Origin of the sequence: Flavobacterium sp. PL12 (assembly GCF_039123485.1) — a bacterium.
Taxonomy (GTDB): Bacteria; Bacteroidota; Bacteroidia; order Flavobacteriales; family Flavobacteriaceae; genus Flavobacterium; species Flavobacterium weaverense.
In genome coordinates this window covers 158,607-185,316 of record NZ_JBANDI010000002.1, presented here as the reverse complement: position 1 = coordinate 185,316, position 26,710 = coordinate 158,607, and the positions used below count along the sequence as shown (strand labels likewise).

At 33.7% G+C, this 26,710-nt stretch carries 22 protein-coding genes and 4 tRNA genes; 3 read left to right on the top strand and 23 right to left on the bottom strand.

The genetic code is table 11. The features are described 5' to 3' along the window. Positions 1 to 232 precede the first annotated feature (232 nt). Together RCH19_RS02055 and RCH19_RS02050 are read right to left on the bottom strand one after the other, a co-directional pair. Positions 233 to 1,186 (bottom strand): MoxR family ATPase, encoded by a 954-nt coding sequence (locus tag RCH19_RS02055; protein WP_343021810.1) that lies wholly within the window; start codon positions 1,184 to 1,186, stop codon positions 233 to 235. Between the two features lie 118 nt (positions 1,187 to 1,304). Beyond that, a complete protein-coding gene (locus RCH19_RS02050) occupies positions 1,305 to 2,738 on the bottom strand; it encodes a peptidylprolyl isomerase (RefSeq protein ID WP_343021809.1) in 1,434 nt (477 codons plus the stop codon). Between the two features lie 564 nt (positions 2,739 to 3,302). Between RCH19_RS02050 and RCH19_RS02045 the strand changes: the two genes are divergently transcribed. Further along, on the top strand, positions 3,303 to 4,892 hold the full coding sequence (locus tag RCH19_RS02045) for a peptide chain release factor 3 (protein ID WP_121925850.1): 1,590 nt from the start codon (positions 3,303 to 3,305) through the stop codon (positions 4,890 to 4,892). A gap of 99 nt (positions 4,893 to 4,991) precedes the next feature. Here the strand turns inward: RCH19_RS02045 and RCH19_RS02040 are convergent, their stop codons facing one another. The 18 genes from RCH19_RS02040 to rpsU form a co-directional block, all read right to left on the bottom strand. Then, on the bottom strand, positions 4,992 to 5,351 hold the full coding sequence (locus RCH19_RS02040) for a hypothetical protein (protein ID WP_343021808.1): 360 nt from the start codon (positions 5,349 to 5,351) through the stop codon (positions 4,992 to 4,994). Positions 5,352 to 5,756: 405 nt separating this feature from the next. After that, entirely contained in the window at positions 5,757 to 6,068 is a 312-nt protein-coding gene (locus tag RCH19_RS02035) for a DUF3467 domain-containing protein (RefSeq protein WP_121925848.1), read from the bottom strand. A 3-nt stretch (positions 6,069 to 6,071) separates the two neighbouring features. Beyond that, positions 6,072 to 10,385, bottom strand: coding sequence for a DNA-directed RNA polymerase subunit beta' (rpoC, locus tag RCH19_RS02030; RefSeq protein ID WP_343021807.1), 4,314 nt, complete (start codon positions 10,383 to 10,385; stop codon positions 6,072 to 6,074). Between the two features lie 319 nt (positions 10,386 to 10,704). Next, positions 10,705 to 14,517: a DNA-directed RNA polymerase subunit beta gene (gene rpoB / locus RCH19_RS02025; RefSeq protein ID WP_121925846.1), complete on the bottom strand. Its 3,813-nt coding sequence runs from the start codon at positions 14,515 to 14,517 to the stop codon at positions 10,705 to 10,707. Between the two features lie 274 nt (positions 14,518 to 14,791). Beyond that, on the bottom strand, positions 14,792 to 15,160 hold the full coding sequence (gene rplL, locus RCH19_RS02020; protein ID WP_072993142.1) for a 50S ribosomal protein L7/L12: 369 nt from the start codon (positions 15,158 to 15,160) through the stop codon (positions 14,792 to 14,794). Positions 15,161 to 15,248: 88 nt separating this feature from the next. Beyond that, entirely contained in the window at positions 15,249 to 15,761 is a 513-nt protein-coding gene (gene rplJ / locus RCH19_RS02015; RefSeq protein WP_343021806.1) for a 50S ribosomal protein L10, read from the bottom strand. A gap of 22 nt (positions 15,762 to 15,783) precedes the next feature. Beyond that, a complete protein-coding gene (gene rplA / locus RCH19_RS02010; protein WP_121925844.1) occupies positions 15,784 to 16,473 on the bottom strand; it encodes a 50S ribosomal protein L1 in 690 nt (229 codons plus the stop codon). Positions 16,474 to 16,486: 13 nt separating this feature from the next. Further along, complete coding sequence (gene rplK, locus RCH19_RS02005; protein WP_121925843.1) at positions 16,487 to 16,924, bottom strand: 50S ribosomal protein L11; 438 nt, start codon at positions 16,922 to 16,924, stop codon at positions 16,487 to 16,489. A gap of 68 nt (positions 16,925 to 16,992) precedes the next feature. Continuing rightward, positions 16,993 to 17,544, bottom strand: coding sequence for a transcription termination/antitermination protein NusG (gene nusG, locus RCH19_RS02000; RefSeq protein WP_121925842.1), 552 nt, complete (start codon positions 17,542 to 17,544; stop codon positions 16,993 to 16,995). 10 nt (positions 17,545 to 17,554) lie between these two features. Then, positions 17,555 to 17,752 (bottom strand): preprotein translocase subunit SecE, encoded by a 198-nt coding sequence (gene secE / locus RCH19_RS01995; protein ID WP_121925841.1) that lies wholly within the window; start codon positions 17,750 to 17,752, stop codon positions 17,555 to 17,557. 16 nt (positions 17,753 to 17,768) lie between these two features. Continuing rightward, positions 17,769 to 17,839: transfer RNA gene (locus RCH19_RS01990), tRNA-Trp, on the bottom strand. 60 nt (positions 17,840 to 17,899) lie between these two features. Continuing rightward, positions 17,900 to 19,087, bottom strand: coding sequence for an elongation factor Tu (tuf, locus tag RCH19_RS01985; protein WP_121925840.1), 1,188 nt, complete (start codon positions 19,085 to 19,087; stop codon positions 17,900 to 17,902). Positions 19,088 to 19,140: 53 nt separating this feature from the next. Further along, positions 19,141 to 19,212: transfer RNA gene (locus tag RCH19_RS01980), tRNA-Thr, on the bottom strand. An 88-nt stretch (positions 19,213 to 19,300) separates the two neighbouring features. Next, a tRNA-Tyr gene (locus RCH19_RS01975) sits at positions 19,301 to 19,381 on the bottom strand. A gap of 52 nt (positions 19,382 to 19,433) precedes the next feature. After that, positions 19,434 to 19,507, bottom strand: a tRNA-Thr gene (locus tag RCH19_RS01970). Between the two features lie 91 nt (positions 19,508 to 19,598). Continuing rightward, positions 19,599 to 19,901 carry a ribosome-associated translation inhibitor RaiA gene (raiA, locus tag RCH19_RS01965; protein WP_121925839.1) on the bottom strand — a complete coding sequence of 101 codons (303 nt, stop codon included), beginning with the start codon at positions 19,899 to 19,901 and terminating at the stop codon, positions 19,599 to 19,601. Between the two features lie 34 nt (positions 19,902 to 19,935). Continuing rightward, positions 19,936 to 20,832 carry a tyrosine-type recombinase/integrase gene (locus tag RCH19_RS01960; protein WP_343021805.1) on the bottom strand — a complete coding sequence of 299 codons (897 nt, stop codon included), beginning with the start codon at positions 20,830 to 20,832 and terminating at the stop codon, positions 19,936 to 19,938. 68 nt (positions 20,833 to 20,900) lie between these two features. Beyond that, positions 20,901 to 21,095 (bottom strand): 30S ribosomal protein S21, encoded by a 195-nt coding sequence (gene rpsU, locus RCH19_RS01955; protein ID WP_121925837.1) that lies wholly within the window; start codon positions 21,093 to 21,095, stop codon positions 20,901 to 20,903. Between the two features lie 104 nt (positions 21,096 to 21,199). On the opposite strand from rpsU, the gene RCH19_RS01950 reads away from it, so the two are divergent. Then, positions 21,200 to 22,267, top strand: coding sequence for an endonuclease/exonuclease/phosphatase family protein (locus RCH19_RS01950; protein ID WP_343021804.1), 1,068 nt, complete (start codon positions 21,200 to 21,202; stop codon positions 22,265 to 22,267). Between the two features lie 43 nt (positions 22,268 to 22,310). Here RCH19_RS01950 and RCH19_RS01945 read toward each other — a convergent pair whose 3' ends face one another. Continuing rightward, complete coding sequence (locus RCH19_RS01945) at positions 22,311 to 23,480, bottom strand: acyl-CoA dehydrogenase family protein (protein ID WP_343021803.1); 1,170 nt, start codon at positions 23,478 to 23,480, stop codon at positions 22,311 to 22,313. 172 nt (positions 23,481 to 23,652) lie between these two features. Continuing rightward, positions 23,653 to 24,540 (bottom strand): helix-hairpin-helix domain-containing protein, encoded by an 888-nt coding sequence (locus RCH19_RS01940; protein WP_343021802.1) that lies wholly within the window; start codon positions 24,538 to 24,540, stop codon positions 23,653 to 23,655. Positions 24,541 to 24,865: 325 nt separating this feature from the next. Here RCH19_RS01940 and RCH19_RS01935 point away from each other — a divergent pair, with 325 nt between their 5' ends. Then, positions 24,866 to 26,344, top strand: a complete 1,479-nt coding sequence (locus RCH19_RS01935) for an amino acid permease (protein WP_343021801.1) — start codon at positions 24,866 to 24,868, stop codon at positions 26,342 to 26,344. A gap of 75 nt (positions 26,345 to 26,419) precedes the next feature. Here RCH19_RS01935 and RCH19_RS01930 read toward each other — a convergent pair whose 3' ends face one another. Beyond that, positions 26,420 to 26,647, bottom strand: a complete 228-nt coding sequence (locus RCH19_RS01930) for a PspC domain-containing protein (protein ID WP_121925832.1) — start codon at positions 26,645 to 26,647, stop codon at positions 26,420 to 26,422. Between the last annotated feature and the right edge of the window lie 63 nt (positions 26,648 to 26,710).

Sequence of the window (26,710 nt, the reverse complement as noted above, 5' to 3'; positions counted from 1 at the left end):
TGCGCAAATTTAGTTATTTCGGTTGAAATTAAAAAGAATTTAATAAAACAACGCTTTCGAAATATTATTATTATAAATAAACGAATTACATCACATTAAAATGCGGAAATAGCAAAATTTAATTGATTTTTTAAAAAATTCACAGTATTACTTTTAATTCTTTACAATACATAAATTTTTGTATGAATCGCTTTGATCCTGGCAAACAATTAGGTGCGTTATGAATGTGGAATTAGAGCAACTTCGTTATTATCATTTCTTCAGTGATTCCCTCAGCGTCGGCTTTATAATTTTTAATAATTCGATGACGCAAAATACCAATTGCTACTGCTTTTACATCTTCGATATCTGGAGAAAATTTGCCGTTAAATGCAGCATTCGCTTTAGCTGCCAATATTAAGTTTTGAGATGCTCTTGGACCTGCTCCCCAATCTAAATAGTTTTTAATAAACTCATTCGATAATGCATTGTCAGGTCTTGTTTTACTCACTAATGACACCGCGTACTCAATTACATTATCTGCAACTGGTATTCTTCGAATTAGATGTTGGAAATCAATAATTTCTTGAGCAGTAAATAAGGGATTAATGGTGCTTTTGATATCAGAAGTAGTTCTCTTTACTACTAATACTTCCTCTTCAAAAGAAGGATATTCTAGCTTGATGGCAAACATAAATCGGTCTAATTGGGCCTCAGGCAATGGATATGTTCCTTCTTGCTCAATTGGGTTTTGAGTAGCTAAAACAAAATAAGGTAACGCTAATTTATAATTTACTCCAGCAATGGTAACCGACCGTTCCTGCATAGCTTCTAATAATGCAGCCTGAGTTTTTGGAGGTGTTCTATTAATCTCGTCTGCTAGAACAATATTAGAGAATATTGGACCTTTTATAAATTTAAAATTCCGGCTTTCATCTAGAATTTCGCTTCCTAGAATATCTGACGGCATTAAATCTGGAGTAAACTGGATTCGCTTAAAGTCAAGTCCTAAAGCCTGAGCGAGCGTATTCACCATCAATGTTTTGGCTAATCCGGGAACACCAACTAATAAAGCGTGACCTCCTGAGAAAATACAAAGTAAAATCTGATCAACTACAGAATCCTGTCCCACAATGATTTTAGCGATCTCTTTTTTTAACTCTTCTCTCTTTTGAACTAGGTTTTGTATTGCTGCTACGTCTGACATTTATAAGGTATTTAAAATTAAAAAGAGTTAGCATTATGAAATCATAAAACTAACTCTTTTTATTTATTTAACGAAAACTTTTTTAGAAGTTAAAGACTGCTAAAAGCACTATGAAACATTACTTTTTTAGCCAATTATTAGTGAAATCACAATCTCTATATTCACCAATAATTTTAATATACGTTTCTTTTATTTTTTCATCAAACCATTTACCAATAGCTGTGATTTGCTTACTCTTTAAAGCTAAATCTTTAATTTTAATGTAATCTTTAGCGTAGTCAGCAGCGTGCTCATCAATTCTATTCGTTACAGTAACTAGTTTGAATTTCTTTTTACCTTCTTCACCTTGATCTAAAATAGGCTCTGAAATTTGATTTGTTTTCAAGTTAGATACTTGACTGTAAAAAGCAGGATCCATTTTTGTCAATTCGAAACGAGTATCTTGCGTTTTTGGATTAATTAACGCTCCACCGTTTGCTCTTGTTTCTTTCTCATCAGATAATGTTCTTGCCGCTTCTGCGAAAGTAATTTCTTTATCTTCAATTCTTTTCTTAATCAAAGTAATTTTTTCTTTAGCTTCAGTCAATGCTTCGTCAGTGACAGTCGGCGCTAATAAAATATGTCTTAATTCTACTTCTTGTCCTTTAATTTTTTCGACATAAATAATATGAAATCCAAAATCAGTTTCAAAAGGAGCTGATATTTCACCTTCCGCTAAACTAAAAGCAACGTCCTTAAATTCTTTGACAAAAGGCGTTTTACGATTCATTTTATAAAAACCTCCAGTTGATCTTGAACCAGGATCTTGAGAATACAAAACAGCTTTAGTAGAAAAACTTGAACCTTCTTCTATTTCCTTTTTAAAACCATTCAAGCGATCAATCACTTTTTGTTTGTCCTCCGCTGAAACTTTTGGAGTAATAACAATTTGTGCCACTTCTAATTCAACACCAAAAAACGGTAAATCACTTTTCGGAATTGTTTTGAAATAATTGCGAACTTCTTCTGGAGTAATTTCAACAGCGTCAACTATTTTCTTTTGCATTTCTGAGGTCAGTTTTCCTTCCTTTAAAATGTCTGAAAAATAACTTCTAAATTCTTCTTCCGAATCTTTTTTATAATACTGAATTACTTTTTCTAATGAACCGATTTGGTCAACCATGTAAGTAAGACGCTCTTCCATCATTCCTTTAACTTCAGAATCTGTAACAACGATACTATCCTGAATAGCTTGATGAGCATATAACTTATCTTCTAATAATTTTCCAAGCATTTGACATCTAGTAATATCTTTTACAGTTCCACCTTGAGCAGAAATTTCTAAAAATGACTTGTCAATATCAGAATCTAAAATAATATAATCTCCAACTGTTGCAATTACTCCGTCAATTTTAAGTTTTCCTGTAGATTTTTTTTGAACTACGGTTTTTGTAATAACAGAATCTTTGATAATTTCCTGAGCACTTGCTATAAAACCTGTGAAAAGTAAAAATATAAAAGTCAGGGCTAACCTATTATTAATAGATTTAAATTGTAATGTATTTATTGACATTGGTATAATTAGTATTAAATGTAAACATGGTTATTATTAGCTTTCCAAATTTGCGCAAAAACCAAAATAATTTTGGCAAATATACACTTTTAAGAATCAAGTACACGAAGAGCCTTTATGCTCGCAATGAACTGATATTCTATAAATTTAAAACGAACAAAAATAGTAATTCCATTATATAATACAAGTTTAAGAACTAGTATTAACAAAAAATTATCGTGAGTCATTTCTAAATAATTCTTTATATAAATTCCTAAAAATTTACAGCTGATTTGACTTTTAAATTTTGTAGGTCAAATAGTTAACTTAAAGGTTTTAAACTTTATAATTAAAAATTAATTTAATTCGGATTGTTCTATCAAAGAGAAAGTTAAATCTTAGTTCAAATTTTAAAACACAACACTACAAAATGAAATCAGCTCTGACTTACAAATCGCAAATAACAGTTAGTAACGGATAAAGCTAACCATGTAAGGGTTTTGAAAGCAGACCGCTATAATTAAGGTATACTATTTTTTCAATTGGCATTTATAAATAGTACTTTTGCACCCTATTTATACAAATATGAGCTTTTTAGAAGAAATACAACGCAGAAGAACTTTCGGAATTATCTCGCATCCTGATGCAGGAAAAACTACACTTACTGAGAAGTTACTACTTTTTGGTGGTGCCATTCAAGAAGCAGGTGCCGTGAAGAATAATAAAATTAAAAAAGGTGCTACGAGTGACTTTATGGAAATCGAGCGCCAAAGAGGAATTTCGGTTTCTACCTCTGTCTTAGCATTTAATTACAAGAATAACAAAATTAATATTTTAGATACTCCTGGGCATAAAGATTTTGCCGAAGATACTTTTAGAACTTTAACCGCTGTTGATAGTGTAATTGTTGTTATTGACGTAGCAAAAGGTGTTGAAGAACAAACAGAAAAATTAGTTGCTGTTTGTAGAATGCGCAAAATTCCAATCATTGTTTTTATTAACAAATTAGACCGAGAAGGAAAAGACGCTTTTGACTTGATGGACGAAGTTGAACAAAAGCTAGGACTTAGAGTTACTCCTTTAAGTTTCCCAATAGGAATGGGTTATGACTTTAAAGGAATTTATAATCTTTGGGAGCAAAACATTAATCTTTTTAGCGGAGATAGTAGAAAAAATATTGAAGAAACAATAGCTTTTTCAGATATTAAAAGCTCCGAATTAGAGAAAATTATTGGTCAAAAACCAGCCGACACATTACGCGAAGAAATAGAGCTGATCGATGAAGTATATCCGAAGTTTGATCGCCAAGAATATTTAGACGGGAAATTACAACCCGTATTTTTTGGTTCAGCTCTTAATAATTTTGGAGTACGAGAATTGCTAGATTGTTTCGTTCAAATAGCTCCATCACCTAGAGCAAAAGAATCTGAAACGAGATTAGTAGATCCAAAGGAAGAAAAAATGACAGGATTTGTATTTAAAATCCACGCTAATATGGATCCTAAACATAGAGACCGTTTAGCATTTATAAAAATTGTTTCTGGAACATTTGAAAGAAATAAACCTTATTACCACGTTCGCCAAAAGAAAAATTTAAAGTTCTCTAGTCCAAATGCTTTCTTTGCGGAAAAGAAAGAGATTGTAGACATATCGTATCCAGGAGATATTGTAGGATTACACGATACAGGAAACTTTAAAATTGGTGATACATTAACTGAGGGAGAGATAATGAGTTTTAAAGGAATTCCGAGCTTCTCACCAGAACATTTCCGTTACATAAACAATGCTGATCCAATGAAAGCAAAACAATTGGACAAAGGTGTTGACCAGTTAATGGATGAAGGTGTTGCTCAGTTATTTACGTTAGAAATGAATAATAGGAAAATTATTGGAACCGTAGGAGCACTTCAATATGAGGTTATACAATACCGTTTAGAGCATGAATACGGAGCAAAATGCACTTATGAAAACTTCCCTGTTCATAAAGCCTGTTGGGTAAAACCTAACGATCTTAAAAGCGATGAATTCAAAGAATTTAGACGTATTAAGCAAAAATATTTGGCTCACGATAAATATGGACAGTTAGTATTTCTAGCCGACTCTGATTTTACGATCCAAATGACACAAAATAAATATCCGAATGTAAAACTGTTCTTTACATCTGAATTTGAATAGTACCTATTTAAGAACATTATTGTGAATGATACAATTCGAAATAAAAAAAAACGCTAATTTAATAAATTAGCGTTTTTTTATGTTTGTATCGAAAGCTTTTTAAGCAATCATCGTATCTAAATCTACTGCCTTTTTCAAAAAAGCTTTGATTAATAAACGATTTGGTGCCATACCAGATGTTATGACTTGTTTTTTAGTGTTTGTTCCCTCAACTGATATTGTGCTATTTGGATCTTGTTTTGTACCCATGAACCATAAAACAAAATTCACACTGTTAGAAGTTGAAACTGCTGAAGTAGATTGTGTTTTTACACTTGAACTATTTTCTATATCATTGTCAACTGCGATATCATTGCTAGTTTGTGCAAAAGCAGAAGTATTTGTCAACAATAAAAAAACAAACAACAGAAGACCGTATACGACACTTTTTTTATTTGTTTTTAAAGAAATATATTTCATAGTAAGCTTTTTATCTATCAGAGATATAATTTATACCCCATTTCAAGTGCGAAAGTATATCATATGTAAATTAGTAAAAAATATTTCCGACAAAGCACCATTATACTCGTTGAAGCACCAAATTAGGGCTGAATTTTGAAGTTATATGCCAACATTCAAACGTTATCAATAAGTAAACAAATCAATCTATTTTAAAGGAAGTAAAATAATCTGAAAAGATTACTGGCTTTTAAAGTAGAGAGCTAATAAAGTCATTTCTTTAAAATACTCAATTTTTTGCCATATTTTGAATAGTACAAAAGATCATAATACTACTTCCACGATCATTTTGGAATCTAAAATATAAACTAATTAGAAAAAGTCATAAAAAAAGGCTTTCACTGTAGTGAAAGCCTTTTTGAAATATTATGCTTGTCCCGCAGGACCAAAGTTCAGCGGTATCGGTGCTTGCTCCGTGTCTTTTATTTCGCCATGTGCGACTTCAAAACGGTGGATATTTTCACCTATTGCCTTTAATAATCTTTTAGCGTGTTGTGGAGTCAAGACAATTCTTGATTTCACCTTCGCTTTAGGAATACCTGGCATAATACTAACAAAATCTAAAACAAACTCTGATGATGAGTGATTGATAATAGCTAAATTAGAATAAATTCCTTCAGCTGTTTTTTCATCTAACTCAATATTAATTTGCTCTTGTTGTGGATTAGAGTTACTCATATCTTAGTAAATATATTCCTCTTTGTTAGCCATCATATCATTGTAATCTTCTTTCGAACCTACAATTGTATTATCATATTCTCTCATACCAGTTCCGGCTGGGATTCTATGTCCTACAATAACGTTTTCTTTCAATCCTTCTAAGTAATCGATTTTACCTGCAACTGCAGCTTCATTCAATACTTTAGTAGTTTCCTGGAACGACGCAGCAGAGATAAATGATTTAGTTTGAAGAGATGCTCTTGTAATACCTTGTAAAACTGGTGTTGCTGTTGCAGTAACAACATCACGAGCTACAACAAGATTTTTATCTGTACGTTTTAGTAAAGAGTTTTCATCACGCAACTCACGAGGCGTAATTATTTGTCCTTCTTTCAGCGCACCAGAATCTCCTGCATCTTCAACCACCTTCATACCATATAATTTATCATTTTGAACGATAAAGTCTTTAGTGTGAATCAATTGATCTTCTAAGAATAAAGTATCACCTGGATCTTGAACTCTTACTTTACGCATCATTTGACGTATTACTACTTCAAAGTGCTTATCGTTAATTTTCACCCCTTGTAAACGGTATACTTCTTGAATTTCATTAACCAAATACTGTTGAACAGCTGCTGGTCCTTGAATTCTTAAAATATCATCTGGAGTGATTGCTCCATCAGATAAAGGAACACCTGCTCTTACAAAGTCATTTTCTTGAACAAGAATCTGGCTCGATAATTTAACCAAGTATTTTCTAATATCTCCGAATTTAGATTCGATAACAACTTCACGGTTTCCTCTTTTGATTTTTCCAAAAGAAACAACACCATCAATCTCAGAAACTACAGCTGGATTAGAAGGATTACGAGCCTCTAACAACTCAGTAATTCTTGGTAAACCTCCAGTAATATCTCCTGATTTAGAAGAACGACGTGGAATTTTAACTAATACTTTACCTGCTTTAATTTTCTCACCATTGTCAACCATCAAGTGGGCTCCAACTGGTAAGTTATAAGAACGAATCAATTCATTGTCTTTACCGTAAACCAATAAAGTTGGAATTAATTTGCTAGCTCTAGATTCAGAAATTACTTTTTCTTGGAAACCAGTTTGCTCATCAATTTCAACCATGAATGATTGACCTTGCTCTAAATCTTCGTAAGCAATTTTACCAGTAAACTCAGAAACGATAACTCCATTATAAGGATCCCATTTACAGATTACATCTCCTTTTGCTACTGACTGACCGTCTTTCACAAAAATACTTGAACCGTAAGGAATATTATTAGTACTTAATAAAATACCAGTTTTTTCGTCAACTAATTTCAATTCTGTAGAACGAGAAACTACAATATCAACTGAGTTACCTTCACTGTCTTCACCTTTAACCGTTTTCAAATCTTCGAGTTCAAGTTTACCAGCAAATTTAACAACGATACTAGATTCTTCAGAAATTCCACCCGCTACCCCACCAACGTGGAATGTACGTAATGTCAACTGTGTTCCAGGCTCTCCAATAGATTGTGCAGCAATTACACCAACTGCTTCACCTCTTTGAGTCATTTTACCAGTAGCTAAGTTACGACCGTAACATTTAGCACAGATACCTTTCAACGCCTCACAAGTTAATGGTGAACGAACTTCAACTTTCTCGATTGGAGCAGCGTCAATTGCTTTCATTATAACTTCTGTGATTTGCTCACCTGAACGAATCAAGATTTCATTATTCAAAGGATTAACTAAATCTTGTAATACTACACGACCTAATATTCTTTCTCCTAATGTTTCAACTATTTCCTCATTTTTCTTCAATGCTGAAACTTCAACACCTCTAAGCGTACCACAATCATCGATATTAACAATAACATCTTGCGATACATCATGCAATCTACGAGTCAAGTAACCAGCATCCGCTGTTTTCAAGGCCGTATCCGCAAGCCCTTTACGAGCACCGTGAGTAGAAATAAAGTACTCAAGAATCGAAAGACCTTCCTTAAAGTTAGAAAGAATTGGATTTTCAATAATTTCACCACCACCAGCAGTCGATTTTTTAGGCTTAGCCATCAAACCACGCATACCAGTTAACTGACGAATTTGTTCTTTAGATCCCCTTGCTCCAGAATCAAGCATCATATACACCGAGTTGAAACCTTGTTGGTCCTCTCTAATGTTTTTCATTGCTAGCTCTGTAAGCTGAGCATTCGCTGAAGTCCATACATCAATAACTTGGTTGTAACGTTCGTTATTTGTAATAAGACCCATATTATAATTCATAGAAATACCTTGAACTTGTTCTCTGGCATCTGCTATTAATTTTGGTTTTTGTTCTGGAATTCTAATGTCTCCAAGTGAGAATGACAAACCACCTTTAAAGGCAAATTTGTAACCCATGTCTTTCATGTTATCCAAGAAAGCTGCAGTTGTAGGTACATCAGTAGAACTTAAAACGTGACCAATAATATCTCTAAGGTTTTTCTTAGTCAATACATCATTGATATATCCTGCTGCTTCTGGTACTACTTCATTAAATAATACACGACCAGCAGTTGTTTGAATGATTTGGTAAACTAATTCACCTGCTTCATTAAAATGCTTAGCTCTAATTTTGATAGAAGCATTCAATTCTAATCTTCCTTCATTCAAAGCAATATTTACTTCTTCAGCAGAATAGAAAGTGATTCCTTCACCTAAAATTTTCTTTTCAGGAGTTGACAAACGTTCTTTGGTCATATAATAAAGACCCAAAACCATATCCTGGGAAGGTACTGTTATAGGCGCTCCATTTGCAGGATTCAAGATATTATGAGAACCCAACATTAAAAGTTGCGCTTCCAAAATAGCTTCTGGTCCTAACGGTAAGTGAACTGCCATTTGATCCCCATCAAAATCCGCATTAAATGCAGTACAAACTAAAGGGTGCAATTGGATTGCTTTTCCTTCAATTAATTTTGGTTGGAATGCTTGGATACCTAATCTGTGCAAAGTAGGAGCACGGTTTAGTAATATTGGGTGACCTTTAATTACATTTTCAAGGATATCCCAAACTACTGGCTCTTTCTTATCTATTATTTTTTTAGCTGATTTTACAGTTTTTACAATTCCTCTTTCTATCAATTTACGGATAACGAAAGGTTTGTATAATTCTGCTGCCATATCTTTAGGGATACCACACTCAGATAATTTTAATTCAGGTCCAACAACAATTACCGAACGAGCAGAATAATCCACACGTTTTCCAAGTAAGTTTTGACGGAAACGTCCTTGCTTACCTTTAAGGGAATCAGATAATGATTTTAATGGTCTGTTTGATTCTGTTTTAACTGCAGATGCTTTACGTGTATTATCGAAAAGTGAATCTACAGATTCTTGCAACATACGTTTCTCATTTCTCAAGATAACTTCTGGAGCTTTAATCTCCATTAATCTTTTCAAACGGTTGTTACGTATAATTACACGACGATATAAGTCATTTAAATCTGAAGTTGCAAAACGACCTCCATCAAGTGGCACAAGAGGACGTAATTCTGGTGGAATAACTGGAACGACTTTCATAATCATCCATTCTGGGCGATTCTCACGGTTCAAGTTAGACTCACGGAAAGATTCAACTACTTGTAATCTTTTTAAAGCTTCAGTTTTACGTTGTTTTGACGTTTCATTGTTTGCATTATGTCTCAATTGGTAAGACAACTGATCTAAATCAATTCTAGCCAATAAGTCCATAATACACTCTGCTCCCATTTTGGCAACAAATTTATTTGGATCAAAATCATCCAAATATTGGTTGTCTGCAGGAAGAGTGTCAAGAATGTTCAAATATTCTTCTTCTGTAAGGAAGTCTAATCTTTGAACTGATTCACCTTCTGCATTTTTAGCAATACCTGCTTGAATTACTACATATCTTTCGTAGTAAATAATCATGTCTAATTTCTTAGATGGAAGACCAAGGATATAACCAATTTTGTTTGGAAGAGAACGGAAATACCAGATATGAGCAATTGGCACAACAAGGTTGATGTGACCTACTCTATCTCTACGTACTTTTTTCTCAGTTACTTCAACACCACAACGGTCACAAATGATTCCTTTGTAGCGAATTCTTTTATATTTTCCACAAGCACATTCAAAATCTTTTACTGGTCCGAAAATACGTTCGCAGAAAAGACCATCACGTTCCGGTTTGTGAGTTCTATAGTTGATAGTTTCTGGTTTTAAAACCTCACCTCTAGATTCTTTTAAAATAGATTCTGGAGAAGCTAATCCTATCGAAATTTTACTGAATCTTTTTACCGGATTCTTGTCTTTATTATTGTTATTTCTATTATTGATCATAGTTTTTACTATTGATTTATTTGCAATTAAAAAATTGATTTTTATTATAATCGAAAGTTTGAAAATTGAAAGTAAAAATTCAAGAATGACTTTAAACCTTCATAAAATCGCGCTTTTAGACTATTAAAACACCTCGAGTTACTTCTCTAAACTCCAAACTAATTTGAAGCGCTAATTATAAAAATTTAATTTCTATAAAAAATCGGAACGGTTTACGGGTATAAATCTCGAAAACTAATTAAAACAAGTGTTCAGTGTTCAGTATTTAGCGGTCAATTAATAACTGAAAACTAAAAACAGAACACTGAATACTTAAAATTTATTCTTCTAAACGAATATCAAGTCCAAGACCTTTCAATTCGTGCATCAATACATTGAATGATTCTGGTAAACCTGGTTCTGGCATTGACTCTCCCTTAACGATAGCTTCGTAAGTTTTAGCTCTACCAATAACGTCATCCGATTTAACAGTTAAGATTTCACGTAAAGTACTTGACGCTCCATAAGCTTCAAGTGCCCAAACTTCCATCTCTCCAAAACGTTGACCTCCAAATTGTGCTTTACCTCCAAGTGGTTGTTGCGTAATCAAAGAGTAAGGTCCGATAGAACGGGCGTGCATCTTATCATCAACCATATGTCCAAGTTTCAACATGTAGATAACTCCAACTGTTGCTGCTTGGTGGAAACGTTCTCCAGTACCACCGTCATAAAGGTAAGTATGTCCAAAACGTGGTATTCCAGCTTCGTCAGTCAATTCATTAATTTGGTCTAAAGAAGCACCATCAAAAATTGGAGTAGCAAATTTTCTACCCAAGTTCTGTCCAGCCCAACCTAATACCGTTTCATAAATTTGACCAATATTCATACGTGAAGGTACCCCAAGTGGGTTCAACACAATATCAACTGGCGTTCCATCTTCAAGGAAAGGCATATCTTCATGACGAACAATACGAGCAACAATACCTTTGTTACCGTGACGTCCTGCCATTTTATCCCCAACTTTCAACTTACGTTTTTTGGCAATATAAACTTTAGCAAGTTTCAAAATTCCAGCTGGTAATTCATCACCAACAGTAATTGTGAATTTCTCTCTACGTAATGCACCTTGTAAATCGTTCAATTTAATTTTATAGTTATGAATTAAATCATTAACCATTTTGTTAGTTGCATCATCAGCAACCCATTGACCTTTACTTAAGTGAGCAAAATCTTCAACTGCATAAAGCATTTTTTGAGTATATTTTTTACCTTTTGGTAAAACTTCTTCACCCAAATCATTCATTACACCTTGAGAGGTTTTACCGTTCACAATTACGAAAAGCTTCTCTACTAATTTGTCTTTTAATTCAACAAATTTAGTTTCAAATTCCATTTCTAAAGCGCCCAAAGCATCTTTATCTTGTGTACGTTTACGTTTATCTTTTACTGCTCTTGCGAACAATTTTTTGTCTAAAACAACACCATGTAAAGAAGGAGAAGCTTTTAATGAAGCATCTTTTACATCACCTGCTTTGTCCCCGAAGATTGCACGAAGCAATTTCTCTTCAGGAGTAGGGTCTGATTCTCCTTTTGGAGTAATTTTTCCGATAAGAATGTCGCCAGGTTTAACCTCTGCTCCAATTCTAATCATACCATTTTCATCTAAATCTTTAGTAGCTTCTTCAGAAACGTTCGGTATATCGTTCGTTAATTCTTCGTTACCTAATTTAGTATCTCTCACTTCTAATGAATAATCATCAACGTGAATAGAGGTGAAAATATCGTCACGAACTACTTTCTCAGAAATTACAATTGCATCCTCAAAGTTGTATCCTTTCCATGGCATAAATGCCACTTTCAAGTTACGACCTAAAGCCAATTCACCATTTTGAGTAGCATATCCTTCAGATAATACTTGACCAAGAACCACTCTATCCCCTTTTCTTACGATCGGTTTAAGGTTGATACTTGTTCCTTGATTGGTTTTTCTAAATTTAATTAGATTGTATGTTTTCTCATCAGATTCAAAACTAACCATTCTTTCTTCCTCAGTACGGTCGTATTTGATAGTTATGATATTAGCATCAACATATTCAATAACTCCATCTCCTTCAGCATTTATCAATACTCTAGAATCAGAAGCAACTTGACGCTCTAAACCAGTTCCAACGATTGGCGCTTCAGGACGAATTAATGGTACGGCCTGACGCATCATGTTAGATCCCATCAAGGCTCTATTCGCATCATCATGTTCCAAGAAAGGAATTAACGAAGCTGAGATAGAAGCAATTTGATTTGGAGCTACATCGGTATAATCAACTCTTGTAGGCTCAATTACAGGGAAATCTCCTTCTTGACGTGCAATTACGTCTTCAGATGTAATTTTTCCTGTAGCGTCCATAGGAATATTTGCCTGAGCAATCATCATTCCTTCTTCTTCTTCTGCGCTTAAGTAAATTGGAGTAGACTCTAAATCTACAGTTCCATTAGTTACTTTACGGTAAGGTGTTTCAATGAAACCCATTCCGTTTACTTTAGCATAAACACCAAGAGATGAAATCAAACCAATGTTTGGTCCCTCTGGAGTTTCAATTGGACATAAACGTCCGTAATGCGTATAGTGAACGTCACGTACCTCAAATCCAGCTCTTTCTCTAGAAAGTCCACCTGGTCCTAGTGCAGATAATCTTCTCTTGTGCGTAATCTCAGCAAGTGGATTCGTTTGATCCATAAACTGTGACAACTGGTTTGTACCAAAGAAAGAGTTGATAACTGATGATAATGTTTTAGCATTAATCAAATCAATTGGTGTAAACACCTCGTTATCTCTAACGTTCATTCTCTCACGAATAGTTCTAGCCATACGAGCCAAACCAACACCGAATTGTTGAGACAATTGTTCTCCAACTGTTCTAACACGACGGTTTGATAAGTGATCAATATCATCAATCTCTGCTTTAGAGTTGATTAATTCGATCAAATATTTTACGATAGTTATGATATCTTCTTTGGTCAAGACTTGCTTTTCCATTGGAGTATCTAAACCTAATTTTTTATTTATTCTATAACGACCAACTTCACCTAAGTTATAACGTTGATCAGAAAAGAATAATTTATCTATAATACCACGAGCAGTTTCTTCATCAGGCGGTTCTGCGTTACGCAATTGTCTGTAGATATGCTCAACAGCTTCTTTTTCAGAGTTTGTTGGATCTTTTTGTAACGTATTATGGATAATAGCGTAATCACCTTGATTAGCATCTTCCTTATGTAACAAAATAGATTTAACGTTAGAATCAATGATTTCTTCAACATTATCTTTGTCGATAATTGTATCTCTATCAAGGATTATTTCGTTACGTTCGATAGAAACTACCTCACCAGTATCTTCATCTACGAAATCCTCATGCCATGTATTCAATACACGTGCAGCTAATTTTCTACCGATATATTTTTTAAGACCTGTTTTAGATACTTTAATTTCCTCAGCAAGGTCAAAAATTTCAAGGATATCCTTGTCTCTTTCGAAACCGATTGCACGGAATAAAGTAGTTACAGGTAGTTTTTTCTTTCTATCAATATAAGCATACATTACGCTGTTTATATCAGTAGAAAATTCTATCCAAGAACCTTTAAAAGGAATTACCCTAGCAGAATACAGTTTTGTTCCATTTGCGTGGAATGATTGACCAAAGAAAACACCAGGAGATCTGTGTAATTGAGAAACAACTACACGTTCAGCACCGTTGATAACAAAAGTACCACTTGGCGTCATGTAAGGAATTGTACCAAGATATACATCTTGAACAATTGTTTCAAAATCCTCATGTTCTGGATCTGTACAATATAGTTTCAACCTTGCTTTTAAAGGTACACTGTAAGTAAGACCTCTCTCAATACATTCTTGAATGGTGTAACGTGGTGGATCTACAAAATAATCAAGGAATTCCAATACAAAGTTATTTCTTGTATCTGTAATTGGGAAGTTTTCCATGAAGGTATTGTAAAGCCCTTCATCGCCTCTTTCGTCAGATTTAGTTTCTAATTGAAAAAAATCTTTAAACGATTTAACCTGAACATCTAGAAAATCTGGATATTGAGGTATGTTTTTTGTTGAGGCAAAATTTAATCTTTCAGTCTGATTTGTAATCATCAATGGAGAAATTTTGATTAAAAAAAGTAGTTTTTGTGCTAAACACTGTTTAATTTATAAAACAATCTATACTTTTTTTTTATAACCGATACATCTTTAAAAATACTTCAAGAGAGACTCCTTCTATATTTTCTTTCATCGTATTGATTTAAAAACCTGTTGTATTTATGCTATTTTATAATAAAACTTAAATATAATTTTATTATACGAAAAATGGTTTAGGCCTTGGACATACATCCAAGACCTAAACCTAAATTCTTAAAAGAGAGATAAACTATTTAAGTTCAACCTCAGCTCCTGCTTCTTCTAAAGATTTTTTAAGACCTTCAGCCTCTTCTTTCGTAACACCTTCTTTAACGTTACTTGGTGCGCTATCTACTACATCTTTAGCTTCTTTCAAACCTAAACCTGTAAGTTCTTTTACCAATTTAACTACAGCTAATTTAGAAGCACCTGCTGCTTTTAATACAACTGTAAATTCTGTTTGAACATCTTCAGCAGCAGCTTCACCACCACCTGAAACTACTACAGCTGCAGCAGCTGGTTCGATTCCGTACTCATCTTTTAATATTGTTGCTAATTCGTTAACTTCTTTAACTGTAAGGTTAACCAATTGTTCTGCGAATTGTTTCAAATCTGCCATTTTTTCTATCGTTTTAAAATGATTTGTAAAAATATAATTTATTTATTGTGCGCTTGTTTAAATTAAATTAGAGTGAACTCTATTTTAATTATGCTTCTACTTCTTCTGTAGCCTCTTCGCCTTTTGCGAATTGGTTTTGAAGAGCAGAAATAACTCTTTGAGCTGGTGATTGAAGTAATCCTATGATTTCTCCAATAAGCTCTTCTTTAGATTTGATCGTTGCTAATGCATTCAATTGATCATCACCAATATATACTTCAGCATTGATGTAAGCTCCTTTTAAAACCGGTTTGTCCGATTTCTTGCGGAAATCTTTGATGATTTTTCCAGGTGCATTTGCTACGTCTGAAATAAATATAGCACTACTTCCAGTTAATACTGAAGGTAAATCACCATAATCATTATCAGAAGCTTCCATTGCTTTTGCAAGCAAAGTGTTTTTAACAACCTCTAATGTGATACCTGCTTTGAAACAAGCTCTTCTCAAGCTTGAAGTTGCTTCTGCATTAAGTCCAGAAATATCAGATACATAAATAATATTTGTACCAGCTAACTGTGCAGTTAAATCTTCAATCGCGATTGATTTTTCTTCTCTAGTCATACTAAAAATTTTTAACTACCAATTATACTGCTTTAGGATCCAATGCAATTGCAGGACTCATAGTGCTAGTTAGGTAAATACTTTTGATGTAAGTTCCTTTAGCCGCAGTTGGTTTAAGTTTGATTAATGTTTGAATAATTTCGTGAGCATTGTCAATGATTTGTTCAGCTCCAAAAGAAACTTTACCAATTCCTGCATGCACAATACCAGTTTTATCAACTTTGAAATCGATTTTACCAGCTTTTACCTCTGCAACAGCTTTTGCAACATCCATAGTTACAGTACCTGTTTTAGGGTTAGGCATTAAACCTCTAGGTCCTAAAATACGACCTAATGGACCTAATTTACCCATAACTGAAGGCATAGTGATGATTACATCAACATCTGTCCAACCGTCTTTGATTTTTTGTAGGTAATCGTCAAGACCAACATAGTCTGCACCAGCTGCTAAAGCTTCCGCTTCTTTATCTGGAGTAACTAATGCTAATACTTTAACGTCTTTACCAGTTCCATGAGGTAATGTAACCACACCTCTAACCATTTGATTCGCTTTTCTTGGATCTACACCCAAACGTACCGCGATATCAACAGACTCATCAAATTTTGCAGAAGCAACTACTTTTATTAATGCCGCAGCATCTTTAAGAGAGTATAATTTGTTCTTTTCAATTTTTGAAGCAGCCTCTTTTTGCTTTTTTGTCAATTTTGCCATGTCTTTCTCTTAATTAAAAAGGAGCTTCTCCTGATACAGTTATACCCATAGATCTAGCTGTTCCAGCAATCATGCTCATAGCAGATTCGATTGTGAATGCATTTAAATCTACCATTTTATCTTCAGCAATTGCTTTGATAACATCCCAAGTAACGCTAGCTACTTTTTTACGATTTGGCTCACCAGATCCAGACTTTAGCTTTGCAGCTTCCATTAACTGGACTGCCGCTGGAGGAGTTTTTACAACAAAATCAAATGATTTGTCTTTATACACAGTAATTTGTACTGGGCATATTTTGCCGGCTTTATCTTGAGTTCTAGCATTAAATTGCTTACAGAACTCCATGATGTTTACACCAGCAGCTCCTAAAGCAGGTCCAACCGGTGGCGACGGGTTCGCAGCACCTCCCTTAACTTGTAGTTTAACTACCTTACTAATTTCTTTAGCCATTTTTTAAAAAATTTAACATTATAATCATTGGAAGCGATTATAATGGATATTATAGATGTAACAAAAAATTATACTTTTTCAACTTGCATAAAACTTAACTCTAATGGAGTTTTTCTTCCGAAAATTTTAACCATTACTTCTAGTTTACGCTTTTCTTCATTAATTTTTTCAACAGTACCGTTAAACCCATTAAAAGGTCCATCGACAACTTTAATTGTTTCACCAAGGTTGAAAGGAATTGCACGAGTATCAGTATTAACTGCTAACTCATCTACTTTTCCTAACATTCTGTTTACTTCTGAAATTCTTAAAGGAACGGGTTCACCACCTTTGATCTCACCTAGAAAACCAATAACACTTGTTATCGATTTAATAATATGAGGTATTTCTCCAACAAGATTTGCCTCGATCATAACATAACCTGGAAAATACACCTTGTCTTTGATTATTTTTTTTCCTTCCTTTACAGTAACGACTTTTTCAGTAGGAACTAAAACCTGAGAAACATAATCAGTCATCTCTAATCTTGCGATTTCGGTTTCGATGTATGCTTTTACTTTGTTTTCTTGTCCGCTTACTGCTCTAACGACATACCACTTTTTAACATTATTATCTGCCATAACAAAAAATTTAAGCTTTTATCCAGTTAAAAAATCCAGCTAAAGCTTTTGCAAAGACTTCATCAACACCCCAAGTTGCCAAGGCGAATAATATTGAAAAAACAGCAACAACAATCGTTAGACGTTGTACTTCAGGCCATTCTGGCCAAGTTACATTTGACTTTAATTCTTCAAATGCTTCCGAGATATAATTTACAACTTTTGTCATTATCATTAGTTTTTTGCACGGGCGGAGGGATTCGAACCCCCATCAACGGTTTTGGAGACCGCTATTCTACCCTTGAACTACGCCCGTAGTGAAAAGCCAGTTATATTTCAGTTAAGAAAACTAACTGGCTTTATATAATTTTTAGGATTAACCTACAATTTCAGTTACTTGACCAGCACCTACTGTTCTACCACCTTCACGGATAGCAAAACGTAAACCAACACTCATTGCGATTGGGCTTAATAAAGCAACATTGATAGTTAAGTTGTCTCCTGGCATTACCATTTCAACTCCTTCTGGAAGAGTAATAACTCCTGTTACGTCAGTTGTACGTACGTAGAACTGTGGACGGTAGTTATTATGGAATGGTGTGTGACGACCACCTTCTTCTTTTTTCAAGATATAAACCTCAGCTTTGAAAGTAGCGTGTGGTTTTACTGATCCTGGCTTAATGATAACCATTCCTCTTTTGATAGATTCTTTATCAACACCTCTTAACAATAAACCTACGTTATCTCCAGCTTCACCTCTATCAAGGATTTTACGGAACATCTCAACTCCAGTAATAGTAGAAGTTAATTTTTCAGCTCCCATTCCAATGATTTCAACTGAATCTCCTGTATTAGCAATACCAGTTTCGATACGACCTGTAGCAACAGTTCCACGACCAGTAATTGTAAATACATCTTCAACTGGCATCAAGAAAGGCTTTTCAGTATCTCTGATTGGTTCTTCAATCCAAGCATCAACAGCTGCCATCAATTCAAGAATTTTTGGTACCCACGTTGCATCTCCGTTCAATCCTCCTAAAGCAGAACCTTGGATTACTGGACAGTTGTCACCATCATATTCATAGAAAGACAATAAGTCTCTAATTTCCATTTCAACAAGCTCTAATAACTCCTCATCATCAACCATATCCACTTTATTCATGAATACAACCATTCTAGGAATACCAACTTGACGTCCTAATAGGATATGCTCACGTGTTTGTGGCATTGGCCCATCAGTTGCAGCTACCACAAGAATAGCACCATCCATTTGAGCAGCTCCTGTAACCATGTTCTTTACGTAATCCGCGTGACCTGGACAGTCAACGTGAGCGTAATGACGATTAGCAGTTTCATACTCAACGTGAGATGTATTAATTGTAATACCTCTTTCTTTTTCTTCAGGAGCATTATCAATTTGATCAAATGATCTTGCTTGACAGTAACCAGCATCAGATAATACTTTTGTGATTGCTGCTGTTAAAGTAGTTTTACCGTGATCTACGTGTCCGATCGTACCAATATTTAAGTGTGGTTTCGAACGGTTAAAGGTTTCTTTTGCCATTTTACTTAATTTTTAATCTTGTTATATATTAATTTTTAATTCTTACTTACTTGAGCCAATGTCGGGAATTGAACCCGAGACCTCTTCCTTACCAAGGAAGCACTCTACCCCTGAGCTACACCGGCGGTAAAGACTTTATTGTTTAAGATTTAGAGGCTCACACTGCGTTTTAGACAAGTAGAATCTCAAAGTCATTAAAACTTTCTTTGATTGTGGGGAGAGCAGGATTCGAACCTGCGAAGTTTACACAGCAGATTTACAGTCTGCCCTCGTTGGCCGCTTGAGTATCTCCCCTTTTTCTTATCAATAAAACAATGAACTCTTCCAAATCGTATTGGAATTTTTGAGCCGGCGGAGGGACTCGAACCCACGACCTGCTGATTACAAATCAGCTGCTCTAGCCAACTGAGCTACGCTGGCATTATCAATAAAAAAAGTCCGCTATTTCTAACGGACTGCAAATGTAGAGATTTTATCTCTCAATCAAAACATTTTTTTAAAAAAATTTATATTAAATATGCGAACTTATTTTTTCTTTTCTTTTTACTAACAAGCGTTCTAGCGATTCTGAGGAAAGTTCAATTGCTTCTTCAAAAGTTTTACATTGCTTTTTAACTAAAAAATCATCTCCAGGAACATTAATTTTTATCTCTGCAATTTTATTTTCTTTATCACTAGTGTTTTCAACTTTTAAGAAAACATCTGCAGACACGACTTTGTCATAATACTTTTCAAGTTTATCCAATCTCATTTGAACAAAATCTACTAGCTTTTTGTCAACTGTAAAGTTAACTGCATGAACACTTACCTTCATAATTTTCTTTTTTAATTATTATTTATTTTCAAAATCATTTTCGTCCTCTAGGATGAGCATCCTTATGCACACTTTTAAGACCCGCTAAACTGTTATGTGTGTAAACTTGAGTAGAGGCTAAACTAGAATGTCCTAGTAATTCCTTAACCGAATTCAAATCTGCTCCATTATTTAACAAATGTGTCGCGAAGGTGTGCCTTAAAATATGAGGGCTTTTTTTTACCTTTTCTGTTACACTACTAAAGTAAGTATTTATTAAACGATACACAAAAGATTCATTCAATTTTAATCCTTTTTTATTGAGAAAAAAATAATCGCAATCGACAACGTCAGGCAGCTCAGACCTTTCTTCTAAATATAAGTCTATTTGATTGATAACAATAGGCAAAATAGGAATCAATCTTTCTTTATTGCGTTTTCCTAGCACTTTAATCATACTATTAGATACATCAACATTTTCCATTTTTAATTGAATCAGTTCTGCCCTTCGAATTCCTGTAGTATATAATAAATCAATTACGAGTTTGTTCCTTACTTCCTCAAATCCAACTGCAAGTTGCATTTGGTTTAAAACTGAGGAAACTTCTTTTTCAGAAAAAGGAATTTGAATTGTTTTAGGAACTTTTAAGGCTTTGTGTTTTAGCAGCGGATTAACTTCTATTTGCTTCGTTTTTAATAAAAACCTGTAGAACGCTTTTAGGGAAGCTATTTTTCTATTTACAGATATATTCGAAACCTTTGAATCTATTAATGAAACAATCCAGTTTCTTATTTGGGCGTATTCAACGTGATCAACATTTTCTTGATCGAAATTGATTTTATTGAAAATTTCAAAAGAGTCAATATCGTTGCAATACGCAGTTATAGTATGCAATGAATATTTTTTCTCGAATTGGAGATAATCGCGAAATGCATCCTTATTTTTTGACATAAAAAAACCGTTAGCATCAAAGTTATAAAATTTTGATGACTAACGGTATTTTAATTTAATGGAATCGATTAACTCTCTAAGTTATCTCTCATATTTTGGATATAAGCCGCTTTTTGAATTTTGATTCTATTCGATACTGAAGGCTTAATAAAAGCAGTACGTGCTCTTAGTTGACGAACAGTTCCTGTTTTATCAAATTTTCTTTTATAGCGCTTTAATGCTCTATCGATATTTTCTCCGTCTTTAATTGGTATAATTAACATAATATAGACACCCCCTTTCTTTAAGTGTGCAAAAGTAGGATAATAATACCAACTAACAAGGAATTGTGTATATTTATTTAACTTTACCAATTAATCGAAGCAGCATGTGGTTTATTATCATTTCAACACTTTTACTTCTCGCTAGTGCATTACCGTACTTACCATTGACGCACTGGTTCTACAGATTTTTCGAATTTGGTAAAATCCAAATACTTGTACTTCAAATTTGTACATTAATTTTTAGCTTCATTGCGGTAGAAAATTTTTCAATTGGAATACGTGTTTTGCAACTGCTGACTTCCGTTAGTATTGTAATCCATATTGCTACACTTTATAAATATACATCATTTTATAAGTCAGTAGAAAAACAACATTGCGATAATTCATCTAAAATGATCAAGGTCCTTTCGGCCAATGTCTATCAAGATAATACCGATCACGATTCGTTTATTACTTTAATAAATAAATACGATCCTGATATATTCCTAACGATGGAGTCAGATGAAAAATGGGAGAGCGCACTCTTAGCACTTGATTCATCTTTTAAATATAGAGTCAAAGTAGCACAGAGAAATACTTATGGAATGCACTTATATTCTAAGGTAAAGATTGTCTCTCATGAAGTTCATTATTTCGTTGCGAATGATTTACCAAGCATTGAGGCAAAATTAGAGACGACAGATAATTACAAGTTTACTTTTTTTGCAGTCCACCCGCCACCGCCAAGTCCCACTGAAGAAGAAAATTCTAAAGAGCGCGACGGAGAGCTTCTAAGCATAGCTAAGAAAATAAAACAGAATTCAGATACTTGTGTAGTAGTAGGAGATTTTAATAACGTTGCATGGGCCAAATCATCAATTCTATTTCGAAAAACAAGTTTAACATTAGATGGTAGAATAGGACGAGGTTTTATTTCGAGCTTTCACACTAAATATTGGTTTTTACGATTCCCTATTGATTTAATGTTTCATACTCCAGATGTTTTCATCGAAGAACTAAAAAGTTTAGAGCACTTTGGCTCTGATCATTTTCCAATATTTGCGAAATTTTTTATAAATAAAAAAACTGGGAATCAAGAACCATTGATTGAAAACTTAGAAGAAGGAGAACGTGAAATAGTGGCGGAAATAATAGTAGAAGGCAAAAACGAAAAAAGCGACAATCGTAATTGATTGTCGCTTCTCTATATTTAATAAACTACTTGTAACTGTGTTATTAGCTTACAGCAGGCTTGTAATTTTTATTATCAATAATCATTTTTGACAAAATCTCTTTTAAGATCTCAGATGTTCCACCACCAATTGGTCCTAATCTACTATCTCTTAAAAGACGTGCTAAAGGATACTCTTCCATATAACCGTATCCACCTAACATTTGCAAGCAACTATAGATTGTTTCGTCAGCTACCTTAGTTGATTTTAATTTGGCCATTGTAGCCTCTTTAACTACATATTCCCCTTTATCTAAACGCGCTACAGCAGCATAATTAAAGACTTTGCAGTGCTCCACATCTGTTGCATGTTCAACTATCGTGTGGCGCAAAGCTTGGAACTTATCAATAGTTTTTCCAAAAGCCTCACGTTGTGACATATATTCTATCGTATAATCAATAGCATACTCCGCTCTCGCATGTCCGTTGATCGCCATAATTAAACGCTCTAATGCAAAATGCTGCATTATATATGGAAAGCCTTTACCTTCTTCTCCCATTAGATTTTCTGCAGGAATTTCAACATTGTTAAATGCTATCTCTGCAGTATCTGACGCTCTCCAACCTAATTTATCTAATTTAGTTGCAGAAACACCAGCTGTTTTAGTATCAACTAAAAAGATACTAATACCTTTATTACCTTGAGTTGGATCTGTTTTTGCAGCTACAATATAATAATCAGCGTAAATACCATTTGTAATAAAGGTTTTAGAACCATTTATTACATATTTATCACCTTGTCTAATTGCAGTTGTGCGCATACCAGCAACATCACTACCACCAAAAGGTTCACTGATACATAAAGCACCTATTTTTTCACCAGCGATACTTGGTGCTAAATAATCTTGTTTAATTCTTTCATCACCTTCAGCATTTAAATGCGTCATCGCTAAATAAGAATGTGCCCACATTGCTGCGGCAAAACCTGATGATTTTATTTTTTGTAATTCCTCTAGAAAAATTACTGTGTAAAACAAGTCTAAATTTAGACCACCATATGCTTCAGGATACGAAATTCCGAAGAAACCCATATCTCCAAACTTTTTCCAAATAAAACGTTCAATCGTTCCTGTTTTTTCCCACTTTTCAATATGAGGAACAACTTCTTTTTGCAAAAATTCCTGTAAACTTTTTCTAAATGATTGGTGTTCTTCTGTGAAATAAATTGATTCCATATAAATTCTATCTTTTTTTTAACAAATTTAATTTAATAGAAATGCAAAATTGCATCTCAATAATAGTTTTTTTTATAAAGCACTAAACACTGCTTACCAACTGAATTTACACGTTGAAAATCGTTTATTTCCTATAAAATATAAGATTTAAAAACAGCAGTTTTGTCAAGTTCTAATTAAAGTCCAAATATAAACTAATTATTTTTGCTTTATCAACAGGAAAACCCTTAACTTTTGTTAAATCCTCAATATTCTTAAAATCTCCGTTCATACTTCTATAAGTCAAAATATCTTTTGCTAAAGCGTATCGAAAGTAATGAAACTGCGAGAGATCTTTAAGTGAAGCGTTATTAATATCTACTTTTTTAATAGCTGGAACTTTCAAAACCTTAAAATGCAGATTTAATTTCTCAATAACTTCAGGCGATAGACCCCAGACATCTGTCATTTGATCCATCGAAACAAACCCGCCTATAATTTCTTTCTGTTTTAAAATTCGAACAGAAATAGCTTCTCCAACACCGTACACTTTTATTAAGTCCTCCTTAGTTGCTTCATTAATATCTATTACAACTATTTTATCTTTTTTGGCGAAAGCCTCTACTGGAAATTTATTATAACTTTTAAATTCTTTTCTATTATTTAACCAATCTGGAAATTTAAACAACGGCGCTATTTCTTTTAGCAAGGAATCTGACACTTTAGTTACCTGCTGAAATTCCTCTGCTGACTTTACATATTTATTTGTTTTTCTAAATTCAAATAAGCGATCAATTTCTTCCACAGACATTCCTAGCTTATATCCCTTATAATCCGTTATGAAGTTTGGATTAAAAAGATATATTTTCGGACTACTATTATTCCGATTTAATTTCATTGAATCAACTTCCGCCTGAAGTGATAACCATTCTTGTTTTTTTGGATCAATTTCAGTTTTACTAGAAAAATCTGTAAAAAAATAAATGCATTGCAAAATAATGATGATTATAAACAACGACAGTACTCCTGTACGCTGCTCCTTTGAAAATTTAAAATAAGTCTGCAATTCTTTAAAACTCATTTCTTCCGAATTTAGCCATGTAATTAGAAATCTAAAATTATAAATTAAAATAATACGTACTGCATTTGAAAGAAATTATTTCCAAAATAAAAATAATAAAAACACCTGATTATCAACAATCAATGATAAATCAAGCATTCAAAATTTTGTTCCTTAGACAGCTAAACCACTTTGCCTTGTGATTTTAAAGAAATAATAGCATCAATCTCAAAACTGAAATCAATAATAATTTACTTTTTATGACTTAAATCACTAAATATTATTTTTATTTTTTATAAAAAAGAATACATTTGAAATCTAATAACAAACAAAAACTAAATAGCCCATGTCAATTTGGAAAACTAAACCACTTTCGGTTTTACTAAATGAAGCCTCAGACGATGAAAAAGGATTAAAGAGGACACTTTCTGCAAGATCACTTGTAGCACTAGGAGTTGGTGCAATAATTGGTGCTGGATTATTCTCTTTAACAGGAATAGCCGCAGCAGAAAATGCAGGACCGGCGGTAACTTTATCTTTTATTCTAGCAGCTGTTGGATGTGCATTTGCAGGATTATGTTATGCTGAATTCGCTTCAATGATTCCAGTTGCCGGAAGTGCTTACACGTATTCTTACGCTACGATGGGTGAATTTGTAGCTTGGATAATAGGTTGGGATTTAGTTTTAGAATACGCATTAGGAGCCGCAACTGTTGCCGTCAGTTGGTCACAATATGTGGATAAATTTCTCGGGAATTACGGCATTCATATACCGCAATCCATCTTGCATGGACCATGGGATGCTAAACCAGGATTTATAAATTTGCCCGCGATAGGAATTATTTGCTTACTGTCGGTCTTATTAATAAGAGGTACCAAAGAATCTGCATTAATAAATAATATATTAGTTATTTTAAAAGTAACAGTGGTAATTGTGTTCATCGCTTTAGGATGGGGCTTCATCAATAGTGCAAACCATACTCCATTTATTCCTGTAAACGAGGGTGAGGCACTTTTAAGCTCTGGAAAAATGTCTTTCCTTAATTTCTTTAGCAGTGATTATTTTGGTCATTATGGTTGGAGTGGTATTTTAAGAGGTGCTGGTGTTGTATTTTTCGCTTTTATTGGTTTTGATGCAGTATCTACAGCTGCACAAGAGGCAAAAGATCCACAGAAAGGAATGCCAATTGGTATTTTAGGTTCATTAATAATCTGTACAATATTATATGTTCTATTCGCTTTCGTATTAACTGGTTTAGAAAACTATATTAACTTTAAAGGTGATGCGAGCCCTGTAACAACGGCATTTGCAAAAACAGGATATACATTTTTAAATTCAGCACTTACAATCGCTATTATTGCAGGATATACCTCTGTAATGTTAGTAATGCTGATGGGACAAAGTAGAGTTTTTTACAGTATGAGTGTGGATGGATTGTTGCCAAAATTCTTTAGCACATTACATTCTAAAAATAGAACTCCGTATAAAACAAATCTTCTTTTTATGGTATTTGTTAGTTTATTTGCAGGATTCGTTCCCGTATCAGACCTAGGCCATATGGTGAGTATCGGTACATTATTTGCATTTACACTTGTTTGTATTGGCGTAATTGTAATGCGTAAATCTAATCCTGATGCGGTTAGAGGTTTTAGAGTACCATTCGTTCCATTATTCCCAATTATTGGTGTTGTAATATGCCTAGTTTTAATGGCTGGTCTACCAATTGAAAGTTGGGAGCGTCTAGCAATATGGATGATACTTGGGGTAGCTATCTATTTCTTTTACAGCAAGAAACACAGTAAATTAAATAATCCTGGAAAATAAAGTTAAATAATTAATACAAAAAGGGGACTAAAAAGCATAAGCTTTATAGTCCCCTTTTTATTTTCAGATTTCTAGTTACAAATCAAAAACAGAAGTTCGTTTTGCTCGTACCAGATCTTTCAATCGGATCCAAAAAGCTAAAGTTAAATAAATTCCAAAACCCAATCCAGCGGTTACAAAAGAAATGTAAATAAAAAATATTCTTACGCTACTCGCACGCATACCTAAAGTGTCAGCCAATCGAGAAGAAACATGGAAACCATGTTTTTCAAAAAAGAACTTAAGTTTTATAATTGCAGACATAATTGAAAATTTAAAACGTTAGAGCAAAATTACTAAAAAAAATACTTGGGTTATTTTAATTGT

What these genes read in the sequence shown, in the direction of transcription:
- RCH19_RS02055 (WP_343021810.1), bottom strand. Translation starts at nt 1,186, where the DNA reads ATGTCAGACGTAGCAGCAATACAAAACCTAGTTCAAAAGAGAGAAGAG.
- RCH19_RS02050 (WP_343021809.1), bottom strand. Translation starts at nt 2,738, where the DNA reads ATGTCAATAAATACATTACAATTTAAATCTATTAATAATAGGTTAGCC.
- RCH19_RS02045 (WP_121925850.1), top strand. Translation starts at nt 3,303, where the DNA reads ATGAGCTTTTTAGAAGAAATACAACGCAGAAGAACTTTCGGAATTATC.
- RCH19_RS02040 (WP_343021808.1), bottom strand. Translation starts at nt 5,351, where the DNA reads ATGAAATATATTTCTTTAAAAACAAATAAAAAAAGTGTCGTATACGGT.
- RCH19_RS02035 (WP_121925848.1), bottom strand. Translation starts at nt 6,068, where the DNA reads ATGAGTAACTCTAATCCACAACAAGAGCAAATTAATATTGAGTTAGAT.
- rpoC (WP_343021807.1), bottom strand. Translation starts at nt 10,385, where the DNA reads ATGATCAATAATAGAAATAACAATAATAAAGACAAGAATCCGGTAAAA.
- rpoB (WP_121925846.1), bottom strand. Translation starts at nt 14,517, where the DNA reads ATGATTACAAATCAGACTGAAAGATTAAATTTTGCCTCAACAAAAAAC.
- rplL (WP_072993142.1), bottom strand. Translation starts at nt 15,160, where the DNA reads ATGGCAGATTTGAAACAATTCGCAGAACAATTGGTTAACCTTACAGTT.
- rplJ (WP_343021806.1), bottom strand. Translation starts at nt 15,761, where the DNA reads ATGACTAGAGAAGAAAAATCAATCGCGATTGAAGATTTAACTGCACAG.
- rplA (WP_121925844.1), bottom strand. Translation starts at nt 16,473, where the DNA reads ATGGCAAAATTGACAAAAAAGCAAAAAGAGGCTGCTTCAAAAATTGAA.
- rplK (WP_121925843.1), bottom strand. Translation starts at nt 16,924, where the DNA reads ATGGCTAAAGAAATTAGTAAGGTAGTTAAACTACAAGTTAAGGGAGGT.
- nusG (WP_121925842.1), bottom strand. Translation starts at nt 17,544, where the DNA reads ATGGCAGATAATAATGTTAAAAAGTGGTATGTCGTTAGAGCAGTAAGC.
- secE (WP_121925841.1), bottom strand. Translation starts at nt 17,752, where the DNA reads ATGACAAAAGTTGTAAATTATATCTCGGAAGCATTTGAAGAATTAAAG.
- tuf (WP_121925840.1), bottom strand. Translation starts at nt 19,087, where the DNA reads ATGGCAAAAGAAACCTTTAACCGTTCGAAACCACACTTAAATATTGGT.
- raiA (WP_121925839.1), bottom strand. Translation starts at nt 19,901, where the DNA reads ATGAAGGTAAGTGTTCATGCAGTTAACTTTACAGTTGACAAAAAGCTA.
- RCH19_RS01960 (WP_343021805.1), bottom strand. Translation starts at nt 20,832, where the DNA reads ATGTCAAAAAATAAGGATGCATTTCGCGATTATCTCCAATTCGAGAAA.
- rpsU (WP_121925837.1), bottom strand. Translation starts at nt 21,095, where the DNA reads ATGTTAATTATACCAATTAAAGACGGAGAAAATATCGATAGAGCATTA.
- RCH19_RS01950 (WP_343021804.1), top strand. Translation starts at nt 21,200, where the DNA reads ATGTGGTTTATTATCATTTCAACACTTTTACTTCTCGCTAGTGCATTA.
- RCH19_RS01945 (WP_343021803.1), bottom strand. Translation starts at nt 23,480, where the DNA reads ATGGAATCAATTTATTTCACAGAAGAACACCAATCATTTAGAAAAAGT.
- RCH19_RS01940 (WP_343021802.1), bottom strand. Translation starts at nt 24,540, where the DNA reads ATGAGTTTTAAAGAATTGCAGACTTATTTTAAATTTTCAAAGGAGCAG.
- RCH19_RS01935 (WP_343021801.1), top strand. Translation starts at nt 24,866, where the DNA reads ATGTCAATTTGGAAAACTAAACCACTTTCGGTTTTACTAAATGAAGCC.
- RCH19_RS01930 (WP_121925832.1), bottom strand. Translation starts at nt 26,647, where the DNA reads ATGTCTGCAATTATAAAACTTAAGTTCTTTTTTGAAAAACATGGTTTC.